The sequence below is a fragment of the Micromonospora halophytica genome, assembly GCF_900090245.1.
GTDB lineage: Bacteria > Actinomycetota > Actinomycetes > Mycobacteriales > Micromonosporaceae > Micromonospora > Micromonospora halophytica.
In genome coordinates this window covers 251,805-271,655 of the sequence record NZ_FMDN01000007.1, presented here as the reverse complement: position 1 = coordinate 271,655, position 19,851 = coordinate 251,805, and the positions used below count along the sequence as shown (strand labels likewise).

The 19,851-nt window shown below is 73.6% G+C and carries 17 protein-coding genes; 14 read left to right on the top strand and 3 right to left on the bottom strand.

Translation table 11 applies throughout. The annotated features are described in order from the left end of the window. The 5 genes from GA0070560_RS13400 to GA0070560_RS13380 form a co-directional block, all read left to right on the top strand. Positions 1-333 (top strand): transposase (locus GA0070560_RS13400; protein WP_281184131.1); only part of this gene is annotated, 333 nt, incomplete at its 5' end. A gap of 79 nt (positions 334-412) precedes the next feature. After that, complete coding sequence (locus GA0070560_RS13395) at positions 413-1,243, top strand: class I SAM-dependent methyltransferase (protein WP_170839383.1); 831 nt, start codon at positions 413-415, stop codon at positions 1,241-1,243. A gap of 158 nt (positions 1,244-1,401) precedes the next feature. Then, positions 1,402-2,241, top strand: a complete 840-nt coding sequence (locus tag GA0070560_RS13390) for a GNAT family N-acetyltransferase (RefSeq protein ID WP_091295726.1) — start codon at positions 1,402-1,404, stop codon at positions 2,239-2,241. 19 nt (positions 2,242-2,260) lie between these two features. Continuing rightward, positions 2,261-2,398 carry a hypothetical protein gene (locus GA0070560_RS13385; RefSeq protein ID WP_245675499.1) on the top strand — a complete coding sequence of 46 codons (138 nt, stop codon included), beginning with the start codon at positions 2,261-2,263 and terminating at the stop codon, positions 2,396-2,398. A gap of 104 nt (positions 2,399-2,502) precedes the next feature. Beyond that, positions 2,503-6,000: an ATP-binding cassette domain-containing protein gene (locus GA0070560_RS13380; protein WP_091295723.1), complete on the top strand. Its 3,498-nt coding sequence runs from the start codon at positions 2,503-2,505 to the stop codon at positions 5,998-6,000. Positions 6,001-6,072: 72 nt separating this feature from the next. Here GA0070560_RS13380 and GA0070560_RS13375 read toward each other — a convergent pair whose 3' ends face one another. Further along, positions 6,073-7,140, bottom strand: coding sequence for an NADH:flavin oxidoreductase/NADH oxidase (locus tag GA0070560_RS13375; RefSeq protein ID WP_091295720.1), 1,068 nt, complete (start codon positions 7,138-7,140; stop codon positions 6,073-6,075). 313 nt (positions 7,141-7,453) lie between these two features. Next, complete coding sequence (locus GA0070560_RS13370) at positions 7,454-8,161, bottom strand: DUF998 domain-containing protein (RefSeq protein WP_091295718.1); 708 nt, start codon at positions 8,159-8,161, stop codon at positions 7,454-7,456. A 217-nt stretch (positions 8,162-8,378) separates the two neighbouring features. Here GA0070560_RS13370 and pcaF point away from each other — a divergent pair, with 217 nt between their 5' ends. The 5 genes from pcaF (at position 8,379) to GA0070560_RS13345 (ending at position 14,711) form a co-directional block, all read left to right on the top strand. Continuing rightward, positions 8,379-9,584: a 3-oxoadipyl-CoA thiolase gene (gene pcaF, locus GA0070560_RS13365; protein ID WP_091295714.1), complete on the top strand. Its 1,206-nt coding sequence runs from the start codon at positions 8,379-8,381 to the stop codon at positions 9,582-9,584. Positions 9,585-9,779: 195 nt separating this feature from the next. Next, the gene (locus tag GA0070560_RS13360; RefSeq protein ID WP_091295711.1) at positions 9,780-10,595 is read left to right on the top strand and encodes an SAM-dependent methyltransferase; all 816 of its coding nucleotides are present in this window, start codon (positions 9,780-9,782) and stop codon (positions 10,593-10,595) included. A 6-nt stretch (positions 10,596-10,601) separates the two neighbouring features. Further along, on the top strand, positions 10,602-12,767 hold the full coding sequence (locus GA0070560_RS13355; RefSeq protein WP_091295708.1) for a putative bifunctional diguanylate cyclase/phosphodiesterase: 2,166 nt from the start codon (positions 10,602-10,604) through the stop codon (positions 12,765-12,767). Between the two features lie 91 nt (positions 12,768-12,858). Beyond that, entirely contained in the window at positions 12,859-13,359 is a 501-nt protein-coding gene (locus GA0070560_RS13350) for a DUF456 domain-containing protein (RefSeq protein WP_091295704.1), read from the top strand. 170 nt (positions 13,360-13,529) lie between these two features. Beyond that, positions 13,530-14,711 (top strand): FG-GAP repeat domain-containing protein, encoded by a 1,182-nt coding sequence (locus GA0070560_RS13345; protein WP_091295702.1) that lies wholly within the window; start codon positions 13,530-13,532, stop codon positions 14,709-14,711. Here GA0070560_RS13345 and GA0070560_RS29440 read toward each other — a convergent pair. After that, complete coding sequence (locus GA0070560_RS29440; protein WP_091295699.1) at positions 14,690-15,133, bottom strand: hypothetical protein; 444 nt, start codon at positions 15,131-15,133, stop codon at positions 14,690-14,692. The two genes, GA0070560_RS13345 and GA0070560_RS29440, sit on opposite strands and share 22 nt — an antisense overlap. A 337-nt stretch (positions 15,134-15,470) precedes the next feature. Between GA0070560_RS29440 and GA0070560_RS13335 the strand changes: the two genes are divergently transcribed. The 4 genes from GA0070560_RS13335 to GA0070560_RS13320 all read left to right on the top strand — a co-directional run bounded on the left by GA0070560_RS13335 (position 15,471) and on the right by GA0070560_RS13320 (position 19,732). Beyond that, on the top strand, positions 15,471-16,835 hold the full coding sequence (locus tag GA0070560_RS13335; protein WP_091295697.1) for a glutamine synthetase family protein: 1,365 nt from the start codon (positions 15,471-15,473) through the stop codon (positions 16,833-16,835). A 111-nt stretch (positions 16,836-16,946) separates the two neighbouring features. Beyond that, positions 16,947-18,302, top strand: coding sequence for an aldehyde dehydrogenase family protein (locus GA0070560_RS13330; RefSeq protein WP_091295804.1), 1,356 nt, complete (start codon positions 16,947-16,949; stop codon positions 18,300-18,302). 5 nt (positions 18,303-18,307) lie between these two features. Continuing rightward, positions 18,308-19,075: a 3-oxoacyl-ACP reductase gene (locus GA0070560_RS13325; protein ID WP_091295801.1), complete on the top strand. Its 768-nt coding sequence runs from the start codon at positions 18,308-18,310 to the stop codon at positions 19,073-19,075. 108 nt (positions 19,076-19,183) lie between these two features. After that, positions 19,184-19,732, top strand: a complete 549-nt coding sequence (locus tag GA0070560_RS13320; protein ID WP_091295695.1) for a pyridoxamine 5'-phosphate oxidase family protein — start codon at positions 19,184-19,186, stop codon at positions 19,730-19,732. The last annotated feature ends 119 nt before the right edge of the window (positions 19,733-19,851 follow it).

The following is a 19,851-nucleotide window of genomic DNA, read 5'->3' as shown; positions in this document are numbered from 1 at the left end:
CACCCAGGCATCCTGCTGATCTCGGACAAGGGCTTCGCGTCCAAGGCATTCGAGCGGAACCTGGCCGAGCAGGGCATCGAACTGCTACGGCCGTCACGCAAGAAGGAGAAAACCCGTTACGGCGAGGCGACGCTCAAGAAGGTCCGCCAGCTCATCGAGTCAGTCAACGACACCCTCAAGGGCCAGCTTGACCTGGAGGAACACGGCGGCCGTACCTTCGCCGGCGTTGCCGTGCGGGTGGCTCAACGTCTCCTGGCCATGGCCGCCGCGATCTGGCACAACAACAAGACCAACGCACCCGTCACCCGATCACTGATCGCCTACGACCACTGACCAGACTTCGGAACAACTCGTCTAGGTTGCCGGTGCGGCGCTGCCTACCGTCCAGAGCAGGACGAGTGGAGGAGGCATCGTGGTCGCGCAGACCGAGGCGACGGAGATCGACCGGGCGGTCAAGGCCCGGCTCCGGCAGATGTGGGCACTGGGTGACTATCCGGCGGTCGCCGAGGAGGTCATCCCGGACCTGGGCGCGGTCCTGGTCCGGGCGGCCGACGTGCAGGCGGGCGACCGGGTGCTGGACGTGGCCGCCGGTACGGGCAACGCCGCCATCCCGGCGGCGCTGGCCGGGGCCACCGTGGTGGCGAGCGACCTGACCCCGGAACTGTTGACGGCGGGACGGGCACTCGCCGTGCGACGCGGGGCGGAACTGGAATGGCAGCAGGCCGACGCCGAGGCGCTCCCGTACGGCGACGGCGAGTTCGACCGGGTGCTGTCCTGCGTGGGCGTGATGTTCGCTCCGCGACACCGGGCCAGCGCGGACGAACTGGTCCGGGTGTGCCGTCCGGGCGGCACGATCGGCCTGCTCAACTGGACGCCGGAGGGGTTCATCGGGCAGATGTTCGCGGTGATGAAGCCGTACGCGCCACCGCCGCCGCCCGGTGCGCAGCCGGCGCCGCTGTGGGGTCGTGAGGATCACGTCCGGGCACTGCTCGGGGACCGGGTCACCGACGTCGTCACGCGCCGGGAGACGGTCGTGGTGGACCGGTTCGCCAGCCCGGAGGCGTTCCGTGACTACTTCAAGACCTGCTACGGCCCGACGATCGCCGCGTACCGGGGGATCGCCGGTGATCCCGATCGGGTCGCCGCGCTCGACGACGCCCTCGCTGAGCAGGCCCGGCGTCACCTGAAGGCCGGGGCGATGCGGTGGGAGTACCTGCTGCTGATCGCTCGCAGGTGCGGCTGAGGCTCGTGTGCCGGCAGGGGCGGCCGTGTCCTGGCTGACCCCGTCGGCGCGGGCCCGGCGCGTCGCGTCGCGGGCGTGCCCGGCGTCGCCCCGGAGCCGACCACCGTCTGACCCGGTCGACCCGCGCGCCCCCGCCCCCATCTGGCAGGCTGGTAACCGTGCTGACGGTGCCGGTACGCCAACTGGGGGAGTCGGAGCGCCGGGCGGTCGAGCGGCTGCTCGACCTCGACCCGATCGCGGGCGCGCAGGTCGCCGAGCGGGTCGCCGCCCGGGGCCTGGCGTGGTGGCGTGCCGAGGGGCGGGTGCTCGGCTACGGGTCCCGGCGCAACCTGGAGTCGATCTGCTGGTTAGGCGGCAACCTGACGCCGGTGCTCGCCTCCGAGCCGGCGGTCGCCGCCTTCGCCGAGCAGCTCGCCACCGAGGAGCGGATCTGTTCCTCGATCGTCGGGCGGGCCGACGCGGTGCTCGGTCTCTGGGACCGGCTCTCCGCGTACTGGGGGCCGGCCCGGGACGTCCGCCCGAACCAGCCGCTGCTGGCCACCGACACGCTGCCCCGGGTGCCCGCCGACCCCGAGGTGCGTCGGGTGCGCGCCGGTGAGGTCGACCGGCTCTTCCCGGCGGCGGTCGCCATGTACACCGAGGAGGTCGGCGTCTCGCCGCTGGCCGAGGACGGCGGGCGGGCCTACCGCCGCCGGGTGACCGACCTGGTCCGCTCCGGTCGGGCGTACGCGCGCCTGGTGGACGGAGTGGTCGTCTTCAAGGCCGAGCTGGCGGTGGTGACCCGGCGTACCGCCCAGGTCCAGGGGGTCTGGGTGGCCCCCGAGTGGCGGGGGCGGGGGATCGCCACGGCGGCGATGGCCGCGGTGGTGCGCGACGCCCTGCTCCGGGTCGCCCCGACCGTCAGCCTCTACGTCAACGACTTCAACCTGCCCGCCCGCCGGGTCTACGAGCGCTGCGGCTTCCGCCCGGTCGGCACCCTGGCCACCGTGCTCTTCTGACCGGCCGCCCGGCCTGGGCGTGCGTACCTCCTCCTCGGCGCTCTTCGGCCTCGGTCTCGTGATGGCCGTGGACCGGCTGGTGTTCCAGCCCGACCGGCCGATCTCCGACGTCCAGCAGACGCTGCTCGGCATCGTCCGGCGGGTCGCCCGCACCTGAGTCGAGGGCTGTCTGCCCGGGGCGTAAATGCGTTGAACCGTGGTGGCCCGACGGCCAGGCTGGGGTCACCGCCTTCACCACCCTGAGTCCGGAGGGACCGACCCATGCGCCTGCTCCGTGATCTCTGGGCCACCGCGCCGCGCCGAATGGCCGCCGTGGTGCTGCTGGTCGTCCTCGGCTCCGCCGGGCAGGCGGCCGCCGCCGCGCTGGCCGGCCCCGTCCTGGTGCAACGCTCGGCGGGCTGGTTCGTGGCGCTGGCCGTCGCGCTGGTCGCCGCCGTCGTCAGCGACCTGGTGATCGGGCTGGTCATGGCCCGGCTGACCGCCGACTGGTCGGCCGACGTGCGCCGCCGGCTCTGCCGGGTCGCGCTCGGGCAGGACCTGCCCACCCTGGAGTCCACCCCCGTCGGCGAGCTGCTCGACCGCATCGACAACGACGTCTACCAGGTCGCCTCCGAGGTGCGGGGCACCGGTGTCCGGCTGGTGCAGGGCCTGGCCGTCTGCCTGCTCTCCACGCTGACCGCCCTCGTCGTCTGGTGGCCGGCCGGTGTCGCCATGGTGCTGCTGGTCGTGCTGCTCGCCGTGGCGCTGCGCCGCCCCACCGCGCGGATCGGACCGGCCCGGATGGCCGAGGAGGAAGCCTGGTCGGACCTCGCCGCCGTGATGGAGGAGGCCGTGCACGGCCAGGACGACGTGCGGACCAGCCTGGCCCGGCCGTACGTGCTGCGCCTGTACGCCCGGCGCGCCGCCGAGGTGCTCGCCCGGGCCCGCCGGGTGTTCCGGATGACGGCGTGGGTCACCGCCGTCGCCGGTGGAGCCGTCCGGGCGGGCATCGTCGCCGTGGTGCTCGGCGGAGCGTGGGCGCTGACCACCGGCCGGGTCGACGGCGCCCGACTCACCGCCGTCTGGCTGCTCGCCATCGCCTTCGGGGCCACCAGCGAGCACCTCGCCCGCTGGGTGCCGCAGGTGCAGTACGCGCTCGGCGCGTGGGCCCGGGTGCAACTGCTCGCCGGTTCCCGGCAGGAGCCCGAGGGCGGGGCCGCCCCGGTCGACGGCGACCTGACCGTGCGCGGGCTCACCTTCCGCTACTCGGCGACCGGGGACGCCGAGCGGGGGCCGGCGCTGCGCGACGTCCGGCTCACCTTCGCCCGAGGGCGGTCGTACGCGCTGGTCGGGCGGACCGGGTCGGGCAAGTCGACGCTGGCGAAGGTGCTCACCCGCGCGGTGGACGTGCCCCGCGGCACGGTGTACCTCGGCGACACCGACCTGGTCGACCTCGACGTCGAGCAGCTGCGCCGGTGGATCGCCGTGGTGCCGCAACGCACCGAGATCCTCGCCGGGACGCTGGCCGAGAACGTCGCGCTGTTCGACCCCGACCTGGTCGAGGACGCCGGCCGGGCGCTGGCGGAGCTGGGGCTGGCCGGCTGGATCGCCGAGCTGCCCGACGGCGTGCACACCCGGCTGGGGGACGGCGGGCACGTGCTCTCCGCCGGCCAGGAGCAGCTCGTGGCGTTCGCCCGGATCCTGGTGCGCGACCCGCGCGTGGTGATCCTCGACGAGGCGACCGCCCGGCTCGACCCGGTCACCGAGCACCGGGTACGCCGGGCCACCGAGCGGCTGCTCACCGACCGGATCGGCATCGTCATCGCGCACCGGCTCTCCTCCGTGCGGCGCTGCGACGAGGTGGTGGTGATGGCTGACGGCACGGTGCTGGAGGCCGGTCCGCTGCGCGAGTCCGCCCACTTCGCCGAGTTGCTGGCCAGCAGCCACGCCGGCGCGTACGCCGCCGCCGGGGCGACCCGCGGCGGGGTGGACCTGCTGCCGGCCCCGGCCGGGGAGTGGGACACCGAGCCGGAGACCGTCGCGCCGGCGACGGCTCCGCAGGCGGTGGCCGTACCCAGGGCCGACCCGCCGCCGCTGCCACCGCAACCGCCCGCGCGGACCATGCGGGAGATCCTCCGGCTGGGCCTGAACGACCCCCGCTACGGCCTGGTCTCGGTCGGCCTGTTCGTCGTCATGCTGCTGCTCGGCCTGGACGGTTCGGTGCTGCCCTGGCTCTGGGCGGACGTCGTCGACGGCGGCAGCCCGTGGCTGCCGGCGCTCGGCATCAGCGCCGCGTTGCTGCTGGTGCTGCCGCTGCCCTTCCTCACCAACCTGTGGTTCCCGCAGTGGTGGGTACGGCAGATGCTGCGGATCAGCCTGCGCCTGGTGCACGGGCAGACCGGCCCGCGCCGGGTCAGCGGGCACACCCCGGCCGAGGTCGTCGCCCAGGGCGGCGACACCGAGCGGGTGGTGGAACTGGCCGACAACCTGGTGGACCAGTTCATCGCGGTGACGCTGCTGATCAGCATGACCGTGGTGACCGGCAGCGTCGTGCCGGGCCTGTTCTTCGTCGGCACGATGGTCGTCTCCGGGCTGACGGCGACCCTCTTCGGGCCGCGCCTGGAACGCTCCGCCGGGGGCACGGTCAAGGCGCGGGCCGCGTTCGCCACCGCGCTGGTGTCGTCGCTGTCGGCCGCGCGGACGGTCAAGCTGGCCGGTGCCACCGGCCCGGTGCTGGCCCACCTCGCCCGGCTGGACGTGGTGCGCAGCGACCGGCAGCGCCGGGAGATCGCCATGCAGGTGTGGGCGCGTTCCACACCGGCCATGGCCAGCGGACTGCTGCCGATCGGGGCGTGGGCGCTCTACCTGGCCGGCGGGCTGTCGGCGGGCGGTGTGCTGGTGGCCGTCTCCACCCTCGGGGCCGCCCGCTGGTTCGCCTGGACGACGGCGTCGCTGGTGTCGCACTACCCGTCGGCGCGGGTGTGGACCCGGCGGACCGTGTCGATGTGCGGGGTCGCGGCGTACTCGGCGCCGGTGCCCGGGGTGGACATCGCGGCCGGCACCGCTCCTGCGCCCGAGGTACCCGCCCGGCGGCCGTTGCGGCGGCTGGAGCTGGTCGGCTTCGGCGCGCTGCACACCGACGGGGCGCTCGCCGTGCGCGACGTCGACCTGACGGTCGAGCGGGGGCAGCTCGTGCTGGTCGTCGGGCCGGTCGGCGCCGGCAAGTCGTCGCTGCTGCGGGCGCTCGCCGGGATCGTGCACCACACCGGCGAGCTGCGCTGGAACGGCGACCCGGTCACCGAGCCGGAGCTGTTCCTGCGCCCGCAGCAGGTGGGGTACGTGGGGCAGCTGCCCCGGGTGCTCTCCGGCACGGTCGCCGAGAACATCGCCCTGGGCCACGACGTGGACGCGGCCGGCGCGGTGACCACCGCCCAGCTGGACCACGACCTGGCCGCGGCCGGGGGCGGGCTCGGCCTGCTCATCGGCCACAAGGGGACCCGGCTCTCCGGCGGGCAGTTGCAGCGGCTGGCGCTGGCCCGGGCGCTCGCGCCGCGTACCGAGCTGCTGGTGGCCGACGACGTCTCGTCCGCGCTGGACGTCACCACCGAGCTGGCGCTCTGGGCGGCGCTGCGCGAGCACGGGGTGACCGTGGTCGGCTCGACGTCCAAGCGGGCCGCGCTGGTCCGCGCCGACCACGTGGTGGTGCTCCGCGACGGGGTGGTGGCCGCCCAGGGCCCCTGGCGTGACCTGGAGCCCCACTGGTCCCACCTGGCGGGCTGATCCCACCCCACCCCGCGTCGACGGCGGCGATCCGGACGAACACCGACGCGGGGTGGGGCCGGGTGGCCGGGGTCAGAAGGCGCGGGCGTACTGGTCGGGCCAGTGGGGTTCGGCGCCCAGCTTCGCCGCCGCGCGGCGCGGCCAGTACGGGTCGCGCAGCAGCTCCCGGCCGAGGAGCACCAGGTCCGCCTCGCCGCCGGCCACGATCTGCTCGGCCTGCTCCGGCTCGACGATGAGGCCGACCGCGCCGGTCGGTACGCCCGCCTCGCGACGGATCCGGGCCGCCAGGGGCACCTGGTAGCCGGGGCCGACGGGAATCGTCGCCCCGGCGGAGGCGCCGCCGGAGGAGGCGTCGACCAGGTCCACCCCGGCGGCGGCCAGTTCGGCGGCGAGCACCACGCTGTCCTCGACGGTCCAGCCGCCGTCGACCCAGTCGGTGGCCGAGATCCGGGCCAGCACCGGCACCTGCTCGCCGACGGCGGCGCGGACGGCCCGGGCCACCTCCAGGGCGAGGCGCATCCGCGCCGGCCGGTCGCCGCCGTAGCCGTCGCCGCGGTGGTTGGTCAGCGGCGACAGGAACTCGTGCAGCAGGTAGCCGTGCGCGGCGTGGATCTCCACCGCGCGGAAGCCGGCGTCCACCGCCCGGCCGGCGGCGTCCCCGAACGCCTCGACCACCGCGGCGATCCCGGCCCCGTCCAGCGCGGCGGGCCGCCGGTAGTCGGGCAGGAACGGCTCCGCGCCGGGACCGACCGGGGTCCAGCCGCCCTCGGCGTCCGGCACGCCGCCGCGCTGTGCGGCCCACGGCCGGTACGTGGACGCCTTGACGCCCGCGTGCGCGAGCTGCACGGCCGGCACCGCCCCCTGGGCGGCGACGAAGGCGGTGACCGGACGCCAGGCGTCGACGTGCGCCCCCGACCAGAGTCCGGTGTCCTGCGGGCTGATCCGTCCCTCCGGCACGACCGCGGTGGCCTCGGTGAGGACCAGGCCGACGCCGCCCACGGCCCGGGAGCCGAGGTGGACGTGGTGCCAGTCGGTGGGCAGCCCGTCGGGGCCGGCGCTGTACTGGCACATCGGGGCGAGGGCGACCCGGTTGGGCAGGGTGACCGCCCGCAGGGCGAGCGGGGTGAACAGGGCACTCATGTGGTGATCCTCCTCGGTCGGGGCGGACGAGCGGAACTCAGGCGGGCACCGGGCCGGCTCGTCCCGCCAGGCCGAGCAGGATCTGCACGGAGAAGGGGATCTTGCGCAGGACGGAAGGCATGTGGGGTCCACACTCTGTCAGCGGGCGGAACGGGGCAGCGGTCAGGAGAGCGGCTGCGCCGGACAGACGCCGCTGGCCTGCCGTTGGAGGTCGACGTACAGGCGCACGGTGAGGTGCCAGACGTTGGTCATCGCCTGGCGACGCTACTCCCGGCCCATCGTCAGGTGGAAGGAGTGATCGGCGTGAGGCTCCTTACATCGACGGTTTGCGACCTGTCGACCCGCCCGGCACGTTCCGGCGGGCCAGCCCGAGGACGGTCGCCGTCGCCAGGCCCCAGCCGACACCCGCCGCCAGCAGCACCCGCTCCAGGCCGCCCACCAGGCTGCCCCGGCCCACCGTCACCAGCCCCACCGCGACCGCGCCGGCCAGCGGCAGGGCCACCGCCGCGCCGCAGCGCGCCACCCGGCGCAAACCGGGCCCGGCGACCGGGGAGAAGGAGATCACCAGCATCGCGAGGACCGTCGCCGCCATCGCCGCGATGCTCGCGCCCCCGTGCACCAGGTCCGCCACGGTCGGCGTCTCGAACGGCGGCAGCGGGCAGCCGTCGCTGCACGTCACCGCCCCGGACAGCGCCGTGCACACCGCGCCGGCGGCGAGCAGCCCGGCCGCCGCCCGCAACCCCGCCGGCAGCGCCACGGCGAGCAGCAGCAGCGCCGCCGCCAGGGCGAAGACCCCGATCCGGTACGTCGGGGCGTACGCGCTGCCGGCGATGCCGGCCTCGCTGACGTACCCGGTCAACCCCGGACCGGGACCGGCGACCACGGCGACCGTCACCGCGACCGTGCCGGCCAGGACGCAGCCGGCGGCCACCGACGCGGCGGCGGCCCGGGCTCGGGGTCGTGCCCGGCGTGCTTGTCGTGCCCCGGCGGGCGTCGTGCCGGCGCGGTCGGGCTCAGCCACGCCCGTGCGGCGTGGTCCAGCCGGACAGGTCCGGGCCGGTGAGGCGGTCGGGCCGGCGGGCGAACCCGCCACCGCCGGCGGTCTCTGCGCTGAACTGGGGCCGGGACATGCCGCCAACCTATCCGGTCGGCCCGCGGATATCCTGGCGCCGGGCGTCCCCGTGACCCGGGTGACGCCGCCGCCTCCAGCCCCTTCCCACCCCCGAAGGACAGCGCCGATGACCGTGGCATACCTCGTGGCCGGAGTCCGCACCCCGATCGGCCGGTACGCCGGCGCCCTCGCCGGGGTACGCCCCGACGATCTCGCCGCGCACGTGATCCGGGAACTGGTCGCCCGCCACCCGTCCGTGGACTGGGCCCGCGTCGACGACGTCGTCCTCGGCTGCGCCAACCAGGCCGGTGAGGACAACCGCAACGTGGCCCGGATGGCGGCGCTGCTGGCCGGCCTCCCCGAGGAGGTCCCCGGCAGCACGGTCAACCGGCTCTGCGGCTCCGGCCTGGACGCCCTCGCCACCGCCGCGCGTGCGGTGACCGCCGGCGAGGCGGAGCTGATGGTGGCCGGCGGCGTGGAGAGCATGAGCCGCGCGCCGTTCGTGCTGCCGAAGGCCACCTCCGCCTTCTCCCGCACCGCCGAGGTGTACGACACCACCATCGGCTGGCGGCTGGTCAACCCGCTGATGGAGCAGGGATGGGGCATCGACTCGATGCCCGAGACGGCCGAGAACGTCGCCGCCGAGTTCGGCGTCGACCGGGCCGCCCAGGACCGGTTCGCCCTCCGCTCCCAGCAGCGGGCCGCCAAGGCGCAGGCCGACGGTCGGCTCGCCGAGGAGATCGTGCCGGTGACCGTGCCCGCCGGCCGTCGCGAGACGAAGCTGGTCGAGGTCGACGAGCATCCCCGGGAGACCTCGCTGGAGAAGCTGGCCGCCCTGCCCACCCCGTTCCGCGCGGGCGGGACGGTCACCGCGGGCAACTCCTCCGGCGTCAACGACGGCGCGGTCGCGCTGCTGGTCGCCTCCGAGGCGGCGGTGTCCCGGTACGGCCTCACCCCGCTCGCCCGGGTCAGCGGCGCGGCGGCGGCCGGCGTACCGCCCCGGATCATGGGGATCGGGCCGGTGCCGGCCACCCGCAGGCTGCTCGACCGGCTCGGTGTCGGCCTCGGCGACGTCGACGTGGTGGAGCTGAACGAGGCGTTCGCCGCGCAGGGCATCGCCGTGCTGCGCGAACTGGGCCTGCCGGAGGACGCCGAGCACGTCAACCCCAACGGCGGCGCCATCGCCCTCGGCCACCCGCTCGGTGCCAGCGGTGCCCGGCTGGCGCTCACCGCCGCCCTGGAGCTGCGCCGCCGGGGTGGCCGGCGGGCGCTGGCCACCATGTGCGTGGGCGTCGGGCAGGGCATCTCGCTGATGCTGGAGTCCGCCGGCTGAGCCGCCCGGCTCAGCCGCGCGCCGCGCGCAGTCCGCGCCGGCCGGGCAAAGTGGATCTCCCATACCCTGGCGGACGCGCATAGAGTGGGCAGCACCACACGATCCGCGGGTCGGCCGGTGACGCCTCCGCGTGCCCGCGCGTCCGGGCACGCCGGTGCCCTCCCGCACCGCGGCGACGAAACTGGGGCGAGGCAGATGCAGATGCCGGACGGACTTCCCGCCGAGATCGACCTGAGCCGGCCGAGCGCGGCCCGGGTCTACGACTACTTCCTCGGCGGCGCGCACAACTTCGAGATCGACCGGCAGCTCGCCGAGCAGATCGCGAGCATGACACCGAACCTGGCCGCCACCATGCGCGCCGGCCGGGAGTTCCTGCGCCGGGCCGTCCGGGTGCTGCTCGACGCCGGCATCGACCAGTTCCTCGACATCGGTTCGGGCATCCCCACCGTCGGCAACGTGCACGAGGTGGCCCAGGCCGCCAACCCCGAGGCGCGGATCGTCTACGTCGACATCGACCCGGTGGCGGTGGCGCACAGCCTGGAACTGCTCGCCGGCAACGAGCGGGCCACCGCGATCCGGGCCGACCTGCGCGAGCCGAAGCTGATTCTGGAACTGGCCCGGGCCAGCGGCCTGATCGACTTCGACCGGCCGGTCGGCATCCTGCTCGCCGGGGTGGTCCACTTCATTCCCGACGTCGACCGCCCGGGCGACGTCCTGGCCGCTCTCCGGGCCGCCGCCGTGCCCGGCAGCTTCCTGGTCGTCTCCCACTCCACCTTCGAGGACCAGCCGAAGGAGATGCTCGACGCGCAGCGGCTCTCGGCGCGTACCGACACCGAGATCACGCTCCGCTCGCGGGCCGAGGTCACCGACTTCTTCGGTGACTGGACGCTGCTGGAGCCGGGCGTGGTGCACATGCCGCTGTGGCGGCCGGACTCGCCCGCCGACGTGGACGAGCACCCCGAGCGGTTCGGGGCGTTCGGTGGCGTCGCCCGGTACGACCACGCCGGCTGAGCCGACATGTCCGCCGTCCCGGATCCCGGCGGGGGCGACTTCAGCCGGCCGGGCGCCCAGGGGTACGCCGCCGAGTGGGCCCGGGCGGCACGCCGGCTCGGTTTCGTGCCGCTGAGCGCGGACGAGACCGAGCGGCTGCTGCTCGTGCACACCGTACGGCTGGCCCAGGCCCTGCTGGCCGAGGAGTTCTCCACCGCCCCGGCGGAGGACGTGGGCCGGGCGCTGGTCGAGGCGCACCTCACCGAGCCCCGGATGCTGGACTGGTCGCTGCGCGCCCTCGGCGACCGGTTCCTGGCCCGGGTGCTGCCGGCCCGGGCCGACCTGCCCGACGCCGCCGCCCGGGTGGCGGCGGTGCAGGGGGCGCTGGCCGCCGGCTTCGCCCGGGCCCTGCGCGACCGGACGTTCACCCAGCAGGAGCGGATCGCCCGCTCGGCCTGGCAGGCCCGGGACGCGGTGGAGCGGGCCCTGCGGGACAGCGAGGCCCGCTTCCGGGCGGTGTTCACCGGCGCCGCCATCGGCATCGGCATCGCCGGCATCGACGGCCGGATCATCGACGTCAACCAGTCCTTCGCGGACATGCTCGGCTACACCATCGAGGAGTTGCGCCAGACCAACGTGGCGTCGCTGTTCCACGCCGACGACGCCGCCGGCATGTGGGAGATGTACCAGGAGCTGATCGAGGGCAAGCACGACAGCGCCCGGATGGAGAAGCGCTACTACCGCAAGGACGGCAGCGTCGTCTGGACCGACCTCGCCGTCTCGTTGATCCGGCACGACGACGGCCGGCCCCGGTTCACCGTCGCGATGATCGAGGACATCACCGAGCGGTACGAACTCCAGCAGCGGCTGCGCTTCCAGGCGCTGCACGACCCGCTGACCGGCCTGCCCAACCGCACGCTCTTCTTCGAGACACTGGGACGGCTCTTCAACGACGCCGGCCCCGAGCAGCGGATCGGGGTCTGCTTCCTCGACCTGGACGGCTTCAAGGCGGTCAACGACAGCCTCGGCCACGCCCTGGGGGACCGGCTGCTCGTCACCATCGCGCGCCGGCTGGCCGACTGCGTCGCCGGGCAGGGGCACCTGGTCGCCCGGATGGGTGGCGACGAGTTCGTCATCCTGGTCGACTCCGCGGAGGGGATCGACGACGCGGTCGGCGTCGCCGAGCTGGCCCTGGCGGCGGTCTCCGCCCCGGTGCTCATCGGCGAACAGCAGCTCGCCGTCTCGGCCAGTGTCGGCGTGGTGGACTGCCCCGCGGCGGAGACCAGCCCCTCCGAGCTGATGAAGGCCGCCGACACCACCCTCTACTGGGCCAAGGCGGAGGGGCGCGGACGGTGGGCCGTGTACGACCCGGAGCGCAGCGCCGCCGACATCGCCCGCTCGGCGCTCGCCGCCGGCCTGCCGGCCGCCCTGGACCGGGGCGAGTTCGTGCTCCACTACCAGCCCATCGTCTCGCTGCTCGACGGGCGGATGCAGGCCGTGGAGGCGCTGGTCCGCTGGCGGCACCCCGAGTTGGGTCTGGTCGGTCCGGACCGGTTCATCGGGCTGGCCGAGGAGACCGGGCTGATCGTCCGCCTCGGCGAGTGGGTGCTCGGCCAGTCCTGCCGGGACGCCCGGGCCTGGCAGCGGGAGTTCCCCGAGCAACGGTTGGTGGTCAGCGTCAACCTGGCCGCCCGCCAGGCCGACGATCCGGCCATCGTGGACACCGTGGCGGACGTGCTGCGGCGCACCGGCCTCCCCGCCGAACTGCTGCAACTGGAGCTGACCGAGAGCGCGGTGATGGGCACCGCCGGGGAGCCGCTGCGCTCGCTGCACCGGCTGGCCGACCTCGGCGTACGGCTGGCCATCGACGACTTCGGCACCGGGTACTCGAACCTGGCGTACCTGCGCCGGCTGCCGATCCACTGCCTGAAACTGGCCGGGCCGTTCGTGGAGGGGATCCGGACCGACGGCGCGGACGACACCGCCGACCACCGCGACGAGCGGATCGTCGACGCGCTGGTGCGACTGGCGCACGCGCTGGAGCTGTGGGTGACCGCCGAGGCGGTGGAGACCGGCACACAGGCCGAGCGGCTACGGTCGCTGCGCTGCGACACCGGCCAGGGGCGCTGGTTCGGCCCACCCGTGCCGGCCGAGCAGATCACCGCCCGGCTGCGCGGTGGGGCGGTGGCGTGACCGGGGTACGGTTCGCCGGGAGCGGGCGACGGACGGCGTACCTCGGCTGTGCCCCGGGCCGCGACGACGCGCGACGGGCGGAGGTGGCCGGGTGGACCTGACGGACTCGCAGGCCGTGGTGTCGGTGGTGGCGGCCCTGGCCATCCTGGCCGGGCTGGCCGGGGTGGTGGTGCCCGGCCTGCCGGCGCTGCCGCTGTGCTGGGGCGGGGTGCTGGTGTGGGCGGTCTTCGGCGGCGCGGGGCCCGGCCGCTGGGCGGTGCTGGCGGCGGCGACCGTGGTGGTGGCCGGCGGTACCGTGGTCAAGTACGCCTGGCCGGGGCGGAACCTGAAGCGCACCGGGGTGCCGACGTCGTCGCTGCTCGCGGGTGGACTGCTGGGGCTGGTCGGGTTCTTCGTGATCCCGGTGGTCGGCCTGGTGCTCGGCTTCGTCGGCGGGGTGTGGGGTGCCGAGCGGCTGCGGCTGGGCAGCAACCAGCTCGCCTGGCCGGCGACCGTGCAGGCGCTCAAGGCGACCGGACTGTCCATGCTGGTGGAGCTTCTGACCGGCCTGGTCGTCGCCGCGCTCTGGGTGGCCGGCCTACTGTTCGCCTGACGCCTGCCCGTCACCGTCGGTGGCTGGCTAGGGCGCGTCTGTTATCACGAATTGATGTCGTGTTCGAAATCTCGCTTGTTCGGCGGACCTCAATCGGTGCAAGGTCAACTCGCCGACGCCCGCGAGCATGCGCGGGATCTGTCGTGCGGTACGAAAGGTCTCTCTTGGGCATGTTTGCTGGAATCTGCAGGAAGCGGATCGCCCGGTCGTTTCCCGCGCTGCTTCTGATATTGCTGGGCTCGGTGGTCGTCGTGCCGGCAACCCCGGCGTATGCCGTGCTGGCCGGCTTCAAGACGGTCCAGGACTCCTACGGTTGGGTTGATTTCAACGGTGACGGCAGGACGGACCACTGCCAACCCTATAACGACGGCCTCCGCTGCGTGCTGATCAACGGTACCGGCACCGGACTGGGGCAGTTGATCGTGCTCACCAGCACCGACAAGGGCTATGGCCGCGGGCGGGCCTGGACGGACGTCAACAACGACCAACGTGCGGACTACTGCCGTGTCGTTGGTGGGGGCTCCAAGTCGATCCAGTGCACCGTGTCGGCCGGCACGGCATTCGGCACGACATTCACCTCCGGCGCCCTGGATCCCGGCTACGACGCCGGTCGGGCGTGGGCTGACTTCAACGGTGACGGCCGTGCCGACTACTGCCGGGTGGTGGGGTCCTGGGACAAGAGGGCCCAGTGCACTCTGTCCACCGGCACCGGATTCGGTCAGACCATCACGTCTGGCGCCATCGACCCCGGCTGGGATGCCGGCCGCGCCTGGGTGGACGTCAACGGTGACAGGCGTGCCGATTACTGTCGGGTGGTCAACAGCGCGCAACTGCAGTGCACCGTCTCCAGCGGCGGATCGTTCGGGCAGACATTCACCTCAGTCACGCTCGACGGCGGATACGACGATAGTCGGAAGTGGGCTGACTTCAACGGTGACGGGCGGGCGGACTTCTGCCGTAATGTCGGCAGCGTCTGGTACGCGTACACGAACGTCCGATGCACCATGTCCACCGGTGCCAACTTCGGCAGTGAGGTCACCTCCCCGGTAACGGACGCTGGGTATCCGGGCACCGTCGGGTGGGCCGACGTCAACGGAGACGGTCGGGACGACCATTGCCGGGTTACTGGCGGAGAGATCGCCCGGTGCACCTTGTCCACCGGCACGTCCTTCGGTGCGACCATGAACCATCCTTCAGATGACGTGACCATTCCAGGGACGCACGGATGGGTAGACATCAACGGCGACGGGCTCGCGGACCACGGGTTCTTTTACCCTGGGACTCCCGTGACGATCACCTTGTCCACCGGAACCGGCTGGGCCAGTAACATCTACATCCCGATGCCGCTCTGACCCTCGAACTGAGTCCGTGAACAAAGCGGCACCGCCGGGATGACGCCCCGGCGGTGCCGCTTTGTTGCGGTAAGCGGTAATCGGACGAGCATGGGGATCAAGCCGCACCAGTCCGCCCGTAGTGAAGGGGGCCGCCCGGGATCGCCGAGGTGCCCGCGGCCGCGGTCGCCGGTGACACCGGCGCCGGCGCCGACCCCGTGACCCTGGCCCGTGACGCCGACCTGCTGATCGCCGACGCCACCTACGTCGACGCGATTCCCGACCGGCACGCCGTGGACCAGCAGGGCGCAGATCATCTGGGCCCACGTCGTGCCGCACTTCGACGGGGTGCTGACGACGATGTCGTCGGGGCGCAGGTCGAAGTCGTTCCACCGGCCGCTGTCGACGATTCCGTTGCGGTAGTGGGTGAGTGCGGCGGTCATCGCCGCACCATGGTGGAGGAGGCGGTGGCGAGGGGCGTCCGTCGGGTACGGCGGATCGCCGTACGTGAGAGAGAGGTGGACGCCCCGCGCCGCCGCGTGGACCGGACGTTGCCGAGCGCCCGGTCTTCAGTCCCGTCGCGATCGGGCCTGGTCACGGGCTCAAGCATGCGGCCGGAGCAGCTCGGGCGGCAACGTGATTTCCCGGTCCGGCCTCCAGTGGGCCGGCCGGGGCGGGCCGGGTCACGGTCGGGTGGGGCCGCGACGGTTGCCGTCGCCCCCGGCAGGGCATTGACGGTGATCCGGTTTGCCAGTAGACCTTGGTGATGGAGGCCCGCTGATGAGCAGAAAGCCGTTCACGCTGGAGCAGTTGCGGGTCGCCGTCGCGGAGGGCGAGATCGACACCGTGGTGCTCGCCCTGGTCGACATGCAGGGCCGCCTGCAGGGCAAGCGGTTCCACGCCCCCTACTTCCTCGATCAGGTGGTCGCGCACGGCAGCGAGGGCTGCGCCTACCTGCTCGCCGTCGACGTCGACATGAACACCGTCGACGGGTACGCGATGTCGAGCTGGGAACGCGGCTACGGCGACTTCGCGATGCGCCCCGACCTGGCCACCCTGCGCCGGGTGCCGTGGCAGCCCGGGACGGCCATGCTCCTGGCCGACCTGGAGTGGCTGGACGGCTCCGGGCCGGTGGTCGCCTCGCCCCGGCAGATCCTGCGCCGGCAGCTCGACCGGCTGGCCGCCCACGGGCTGACCGCGTACGCCGGCACCGAGCTGGAGTTCGTCCTCTACCGCGACTCGTACGAGGACGCCTGGCGGCGCGGCTACCGCGACCTCACTCCGGCCAACCAGTACAACGTCGACTACTCGCTGCTCGGCACGGCCCGGGTGGAGCCGCTGCTGCGCCGCATCCGCACGGAGATGGCCGGCGCCGGGCTCACCCCGGAGAGCGCCAAGGGGGAGTGCAACCTCGGCCAGCACGAGATCGCCTTCCGCTACGACGCGGCGGTCACCTGCGCCGACCACCACGTCATCTACAAGAACGGGGCCAAGGAGATCGCCGCCCAGGAGGGCATGTCGATCACCTTCATGGCCAAGCCGAACGCCCGGGAGGGCAACTCCTGCCACATCCACTTCTCACTGCGGGACGTCTCCGGGGCCTCGGCGATGCTCGGCGACGGGCCGGCGCACCTGTCGGTCACCGGGCAGCGGGTGCTCGCCGGTCTGCTGGACACGATGCGCGAGCTGAGCCTCTTCTTCGCCCCGAACGTGAACTCCTACAAGCGCTACCAGCCCGGCTCGTTCGCCCCGACCGCGCTGCGCTGGGGCGTCGACAACCGCACCTGTGCGCTGCGGGTGGTCGGGCACGGGCCGGGCATGCGGGTGGAGAACCGGGTGCCCGGGGCGGACGTCAACCCGTATCTGGCGATCGCCGCGCTGGTGGCGGGGGCGGTGCACGGCATCGAGCGGGAGTTGGAGCTGGGCCCCGAGTGCACCGGCAACGCGTACGACGACGCGACGGCGCAGCGGGTGCCGGGCACCCTGCGTGACGCCCTCACCCTCTGGGAGGGCTCCGCCGTGGCCCGGGACGCCTTCGGTGACGAGGTGGTCGCCCACTACGCCAACCAGGCCCGCGTCGAGCTCACCGCCTTCGACGCCACCGTCACCGACTGGGAACTGCGCCGTGGCTTCGAACGCCTCTGACCCGCCCCCTTCCCCCGCGATCTTGCACCTTGGGCCTCTGATTCGTGGGTGTCGGTGGCAATTGTCGGGGCCACAAGTGCAAGATCGCGAGGTCGAGGGGTGGGTGCGCGGGTGACCGAGGTGATCAACCCGGCTACCGGGGAGACGGTGGCGGAGGTGCCCGCGAGCAGCGAGGCCGACACCGACGTGGCGATCGGGCGGGCGGCGCGGGCGTACGAGTCGTGGCGGGCCGTGGCGCCGGGGGACCGGGCGCGGCTGCTGCGGCGGTTCGCGGCGGTGGTGGACGCCCACGTCGAGGAGTTGGCCCGGCTGGAGGTGCGCAACGCCGGGCACACCGTCGGCAACGCCCGCTGGGAGGCGGGCAACGTCCGCGACGTGCTCGACTACTACGCGGGCGCCCCCGAGCGGCTGACCGGCCGGCAGATCCCCGTCCCCGGCGGCCTGGACGTCACGTTCCACGAGCCGCTCGGCGTGGTCGGGGTGATCGTGCCGTGGAACTTCCCGATGCCCATCGCCGGCTGGGGGTTCGCCCCGGCCCTCGCCGCCGGCAACACGGTGGTGCTCAAGCCCGCCGAGTTGACCCCGCTGACCGCGCTGCGCCTGGCCGAGCTGGCGTTGGAGGCGGGCCTGCCGGAGGGCGTGTTCACCGTGCTGCCCGGCAGGGGTGACGTGGTGGGGGAGCGGTTCGTCACCCACCCGGCCGTGCGCAAGGTCTGCTTCACCGGCTCCACCGAGGTCGGCACCCGGATCATGGCCGGCTGCGCGGCGCAGGTGAAGCGGGTCACCCTGGAGCTGGGTGGCAAGTCCGCCAACCTGGTCTTCGCCGACGCCGACCTGGAGCGGGCGGCGGCCACCGCGCCGGCCGCGGTCTTCGACAACGCCGGCCAGGACTGCTGCGCCCGCTCCCGGATCCTGGTCCAGCGCCCGGTGTACGACCGCTTCCTCGAACTGCTCGAACCGGCCGTGCGCGGCTTCCGGGTGCAGGACCCGGCCGCCGAGAGCACCGAGATGGGCCCGCTGATCTCCGCCGCCCACCGGGAGCGGGTCGCCGGGTACGTCGACGGCGCGAAGGTCGCCTTCACCGGCACCCGCCCCGACGGCCCCGGCTTCTGGTACGCCCCGACGGTGCTGCTCGCCGACTCGCCGGGCGACCGGCACTGGCGGGAGGAGGTCTTCGGTCCGGTGGTGTCGGTGCTGCCGTTCGACGACGAGGCCGACGCGGTGCGGCTGGCCAACGACACCGAGTACGGGCTCTCCGGCTCGATCTGGACCCGGGACGTCGGCCGGGCGCTGCGGATGGCCCGGGCGGTCGAGTCGGGCAATCTCAGCGTCAACTCGCACTCCTCGGTGCGCTACTGGACGCCCTTCGGCGGCATGAAGCGTTCCGGGCTCGGCCGTGAGCTGGGCCCCGACGCCCTGCACGCCTTCACCGACGTCAAGAACGTCTTCATCAGCACCGAGGAGTGAGCGTGATGCAGGGTCGACTGACGGACCGGGTCGCCGTGGTGACCGGGGCGGGCAGCGGGATCGGGCTGGCCACCGTGCGGCGCTTCGCCGCCGAGGGGGCGCGGGTGGTCTGCGTCGACATCGACGCCGAGGCCGGCGAGCGGGCCGCTGCCGAGGTCGCCGGCGAGTTCGTCGCCTGCGACGTGGCGGACGAGACGTCCGTGCGCGACCTCTTCGACGGAGTCGTCGAGCGGCACGGCCGGGTCGACGTGTCGTTCCACAACGCCGGCATCTCCCCGCCGGAGGACGACTCCATCCTGGAGACCGGCCTGGACGCCTGGGAGCGGGTGCTGCGGGTCAACACCACCAGCGTCTACCTCTGCTGCAAGCACGTCATCGGGCACATGCGCCGGCAGGGTAAGGGTTCGATCATCAACACCGCGTCGTTCGTGGCGCTGATGGGCGCGGCGACGTCGCAGATCGCGTACACGGCGAGCAAGGGCGGGGTGCTGGCGATGACCCGGGAGCTGGGCGTGCAGTTCGCCCGGGAGGGGATCCGGGTCAACGCGCTCTGTCCCGGCCCGGTCGCCACCCCGCTGCTGCTGGAGCTCTTCGCCGCCGACCCGGAGCGGGCCGCCCGCCGGCTGGTGCACGTACCGATGGGGCGGTTCGGCAGGCCGGAGGAGATCGCTGCCGCGGTGGCCTTCCTGGCCAGCGACGACTCGTCCTTCATGACCGCCGCGCAGTTCGTGGTGGACGGCGGCATCACCGGCGCGTACGTCACCCCGCTGTGAGCCGCCCGTTGATCGGGATCAGCGGGGGCAGCGACCTCGTCCGCGCTTCTCGTCCCATCTGGCGGAAGATGTGTCCCACTTTTCGGTAACCGGTGCGAGGATGTCGACATGAAGGTGCATCCCCGGATCGACGATCGGCTGCGCGGGTGGATCGAGGAACAGCCGGTCTTCTTCGTGGCCTCCGCCCCCTCCGGGCCGCACGGGCACGTCAACGTCTCACCCCGTGGCATGCGGGGCACCTTCGCCGTCCTCGACCCGCTGCGGGTCGCCTGGCTGGACTTCCACGGCAGCGGCGCGGAGACCATCGCCCACCTGCGGGACAACGGCCGCGTCACGGTGATGTTCTGTGCCTTCACCGGCCCGCCCAAGGTGGTCCGCCTGCACGGGCGGGGAGTGACCACCGCGCTCACCGACCCCGGGTTCCGGCCTCTGCTCGCCCACTTCCCCGACCCGCCGGACCTGCACGGCGTCCGGGCGGTGATCACCGTCGAGGTCGAGCGGGTCAGCGACTCCTGCGGCTACTCGGTGCCACTGATGGACTACCGCGGCGACCGCGACCTCCTGTTGCGGTGGGGTGCCCGCAAGACCGACGAGGACCTGGCCGACTATCGGGCCCGCAAGAACGCCACCAGCATCGACGGCCTGCCAGTCTTCTGACCGCCGCCGTCCGACCGGGGTGCCACCGTCCGCGGTCGCACCGGCCCGTCCCCTCCCGGCGAGCGTCGACGGATCGATGACGGCAGGATGAGACGCAGGTAACCGGCGATCGTCGCGGG

What these genes read in the sequence shown, in the direction of transcription:
- GA0070560_RS13380 (WP_091295723.1), top strand. Translation starts at nt 2,503, where the DNA reads ATGCGCCTGCTCCGTGATCTCTGGGCCACCGCGCCGCGCCGAATGGCC.
- GA0070560_RS13375 (WP_091295720.1), bottom strand. Translation starts at nt 7,140, where the DNA reads ATGAGTGCCCTGTTCACCCCGCTCGCCCTGCGGGCGGTCACCCTGCCC.
- pcaF (WP_091295714.1), top strand. Translation starts at nt 8,379, where the DNA reads ATGACCGTGGCATACCTCGTGGCCGGAGTCCGCACCCCGATCGGCCGG.
- GA0070560_RS13360 (WP_091295711.1), top strand. Translation starts at nt 9,780, where the DNA reads ATGCAGATGCCGGACGGACTTCCCGCCGAGATCGACCTGAGCCGGCCG.
- GA0070560_RS13355 (WP_091295708.1), top strand. Translation starts at nt 10,602, where the DNA reads ATGTCCGCCGTCCCGGATCCCGGCGGGGGCGACTTCAGCCGGCCGGGC.
- GA0070560_RS13345 (WP_091295702.1), top strand. Translation starts at nt 13,530, where the DNA reads ATGTTTGCTGGAATCTGCAGGAAGCGGATCGCCCGGTCGTTTCCCGCG.
- GA0070560_RS29440 (WP_091295699.1), bottom strand. Translation starts at nt 15,133, where the DNA reads ATGACCGCCGCACTCACCCACTACCGCAACGGAATCGTCGACAGCGGC.
- GA0070560_RS13335 (WP_091295697.1), top strand. Translation starts at nt 15,471, where the DNA reads ATGAGCAGAAAGCCGTTCACGCTGGAGCAGTTGCGGGTCGCCGTCGCG.
- GA0070560_RS13325 (WP_091295801.1), top strand. Translation starts at nt 18,308, where the DNA reads ATGCAGGGTCGACTGACGGACCGGGTCGCCGTGGTGACCGGGGCGGGC.
- GA0070560_RS13320 (WP_091295695.1), top strand. Translation starts at nt 19,184, where the DNA reads ATGAAGGTGCATCCCCGGATCGACGATCGGCTGCGCGGGTGGATCGAG.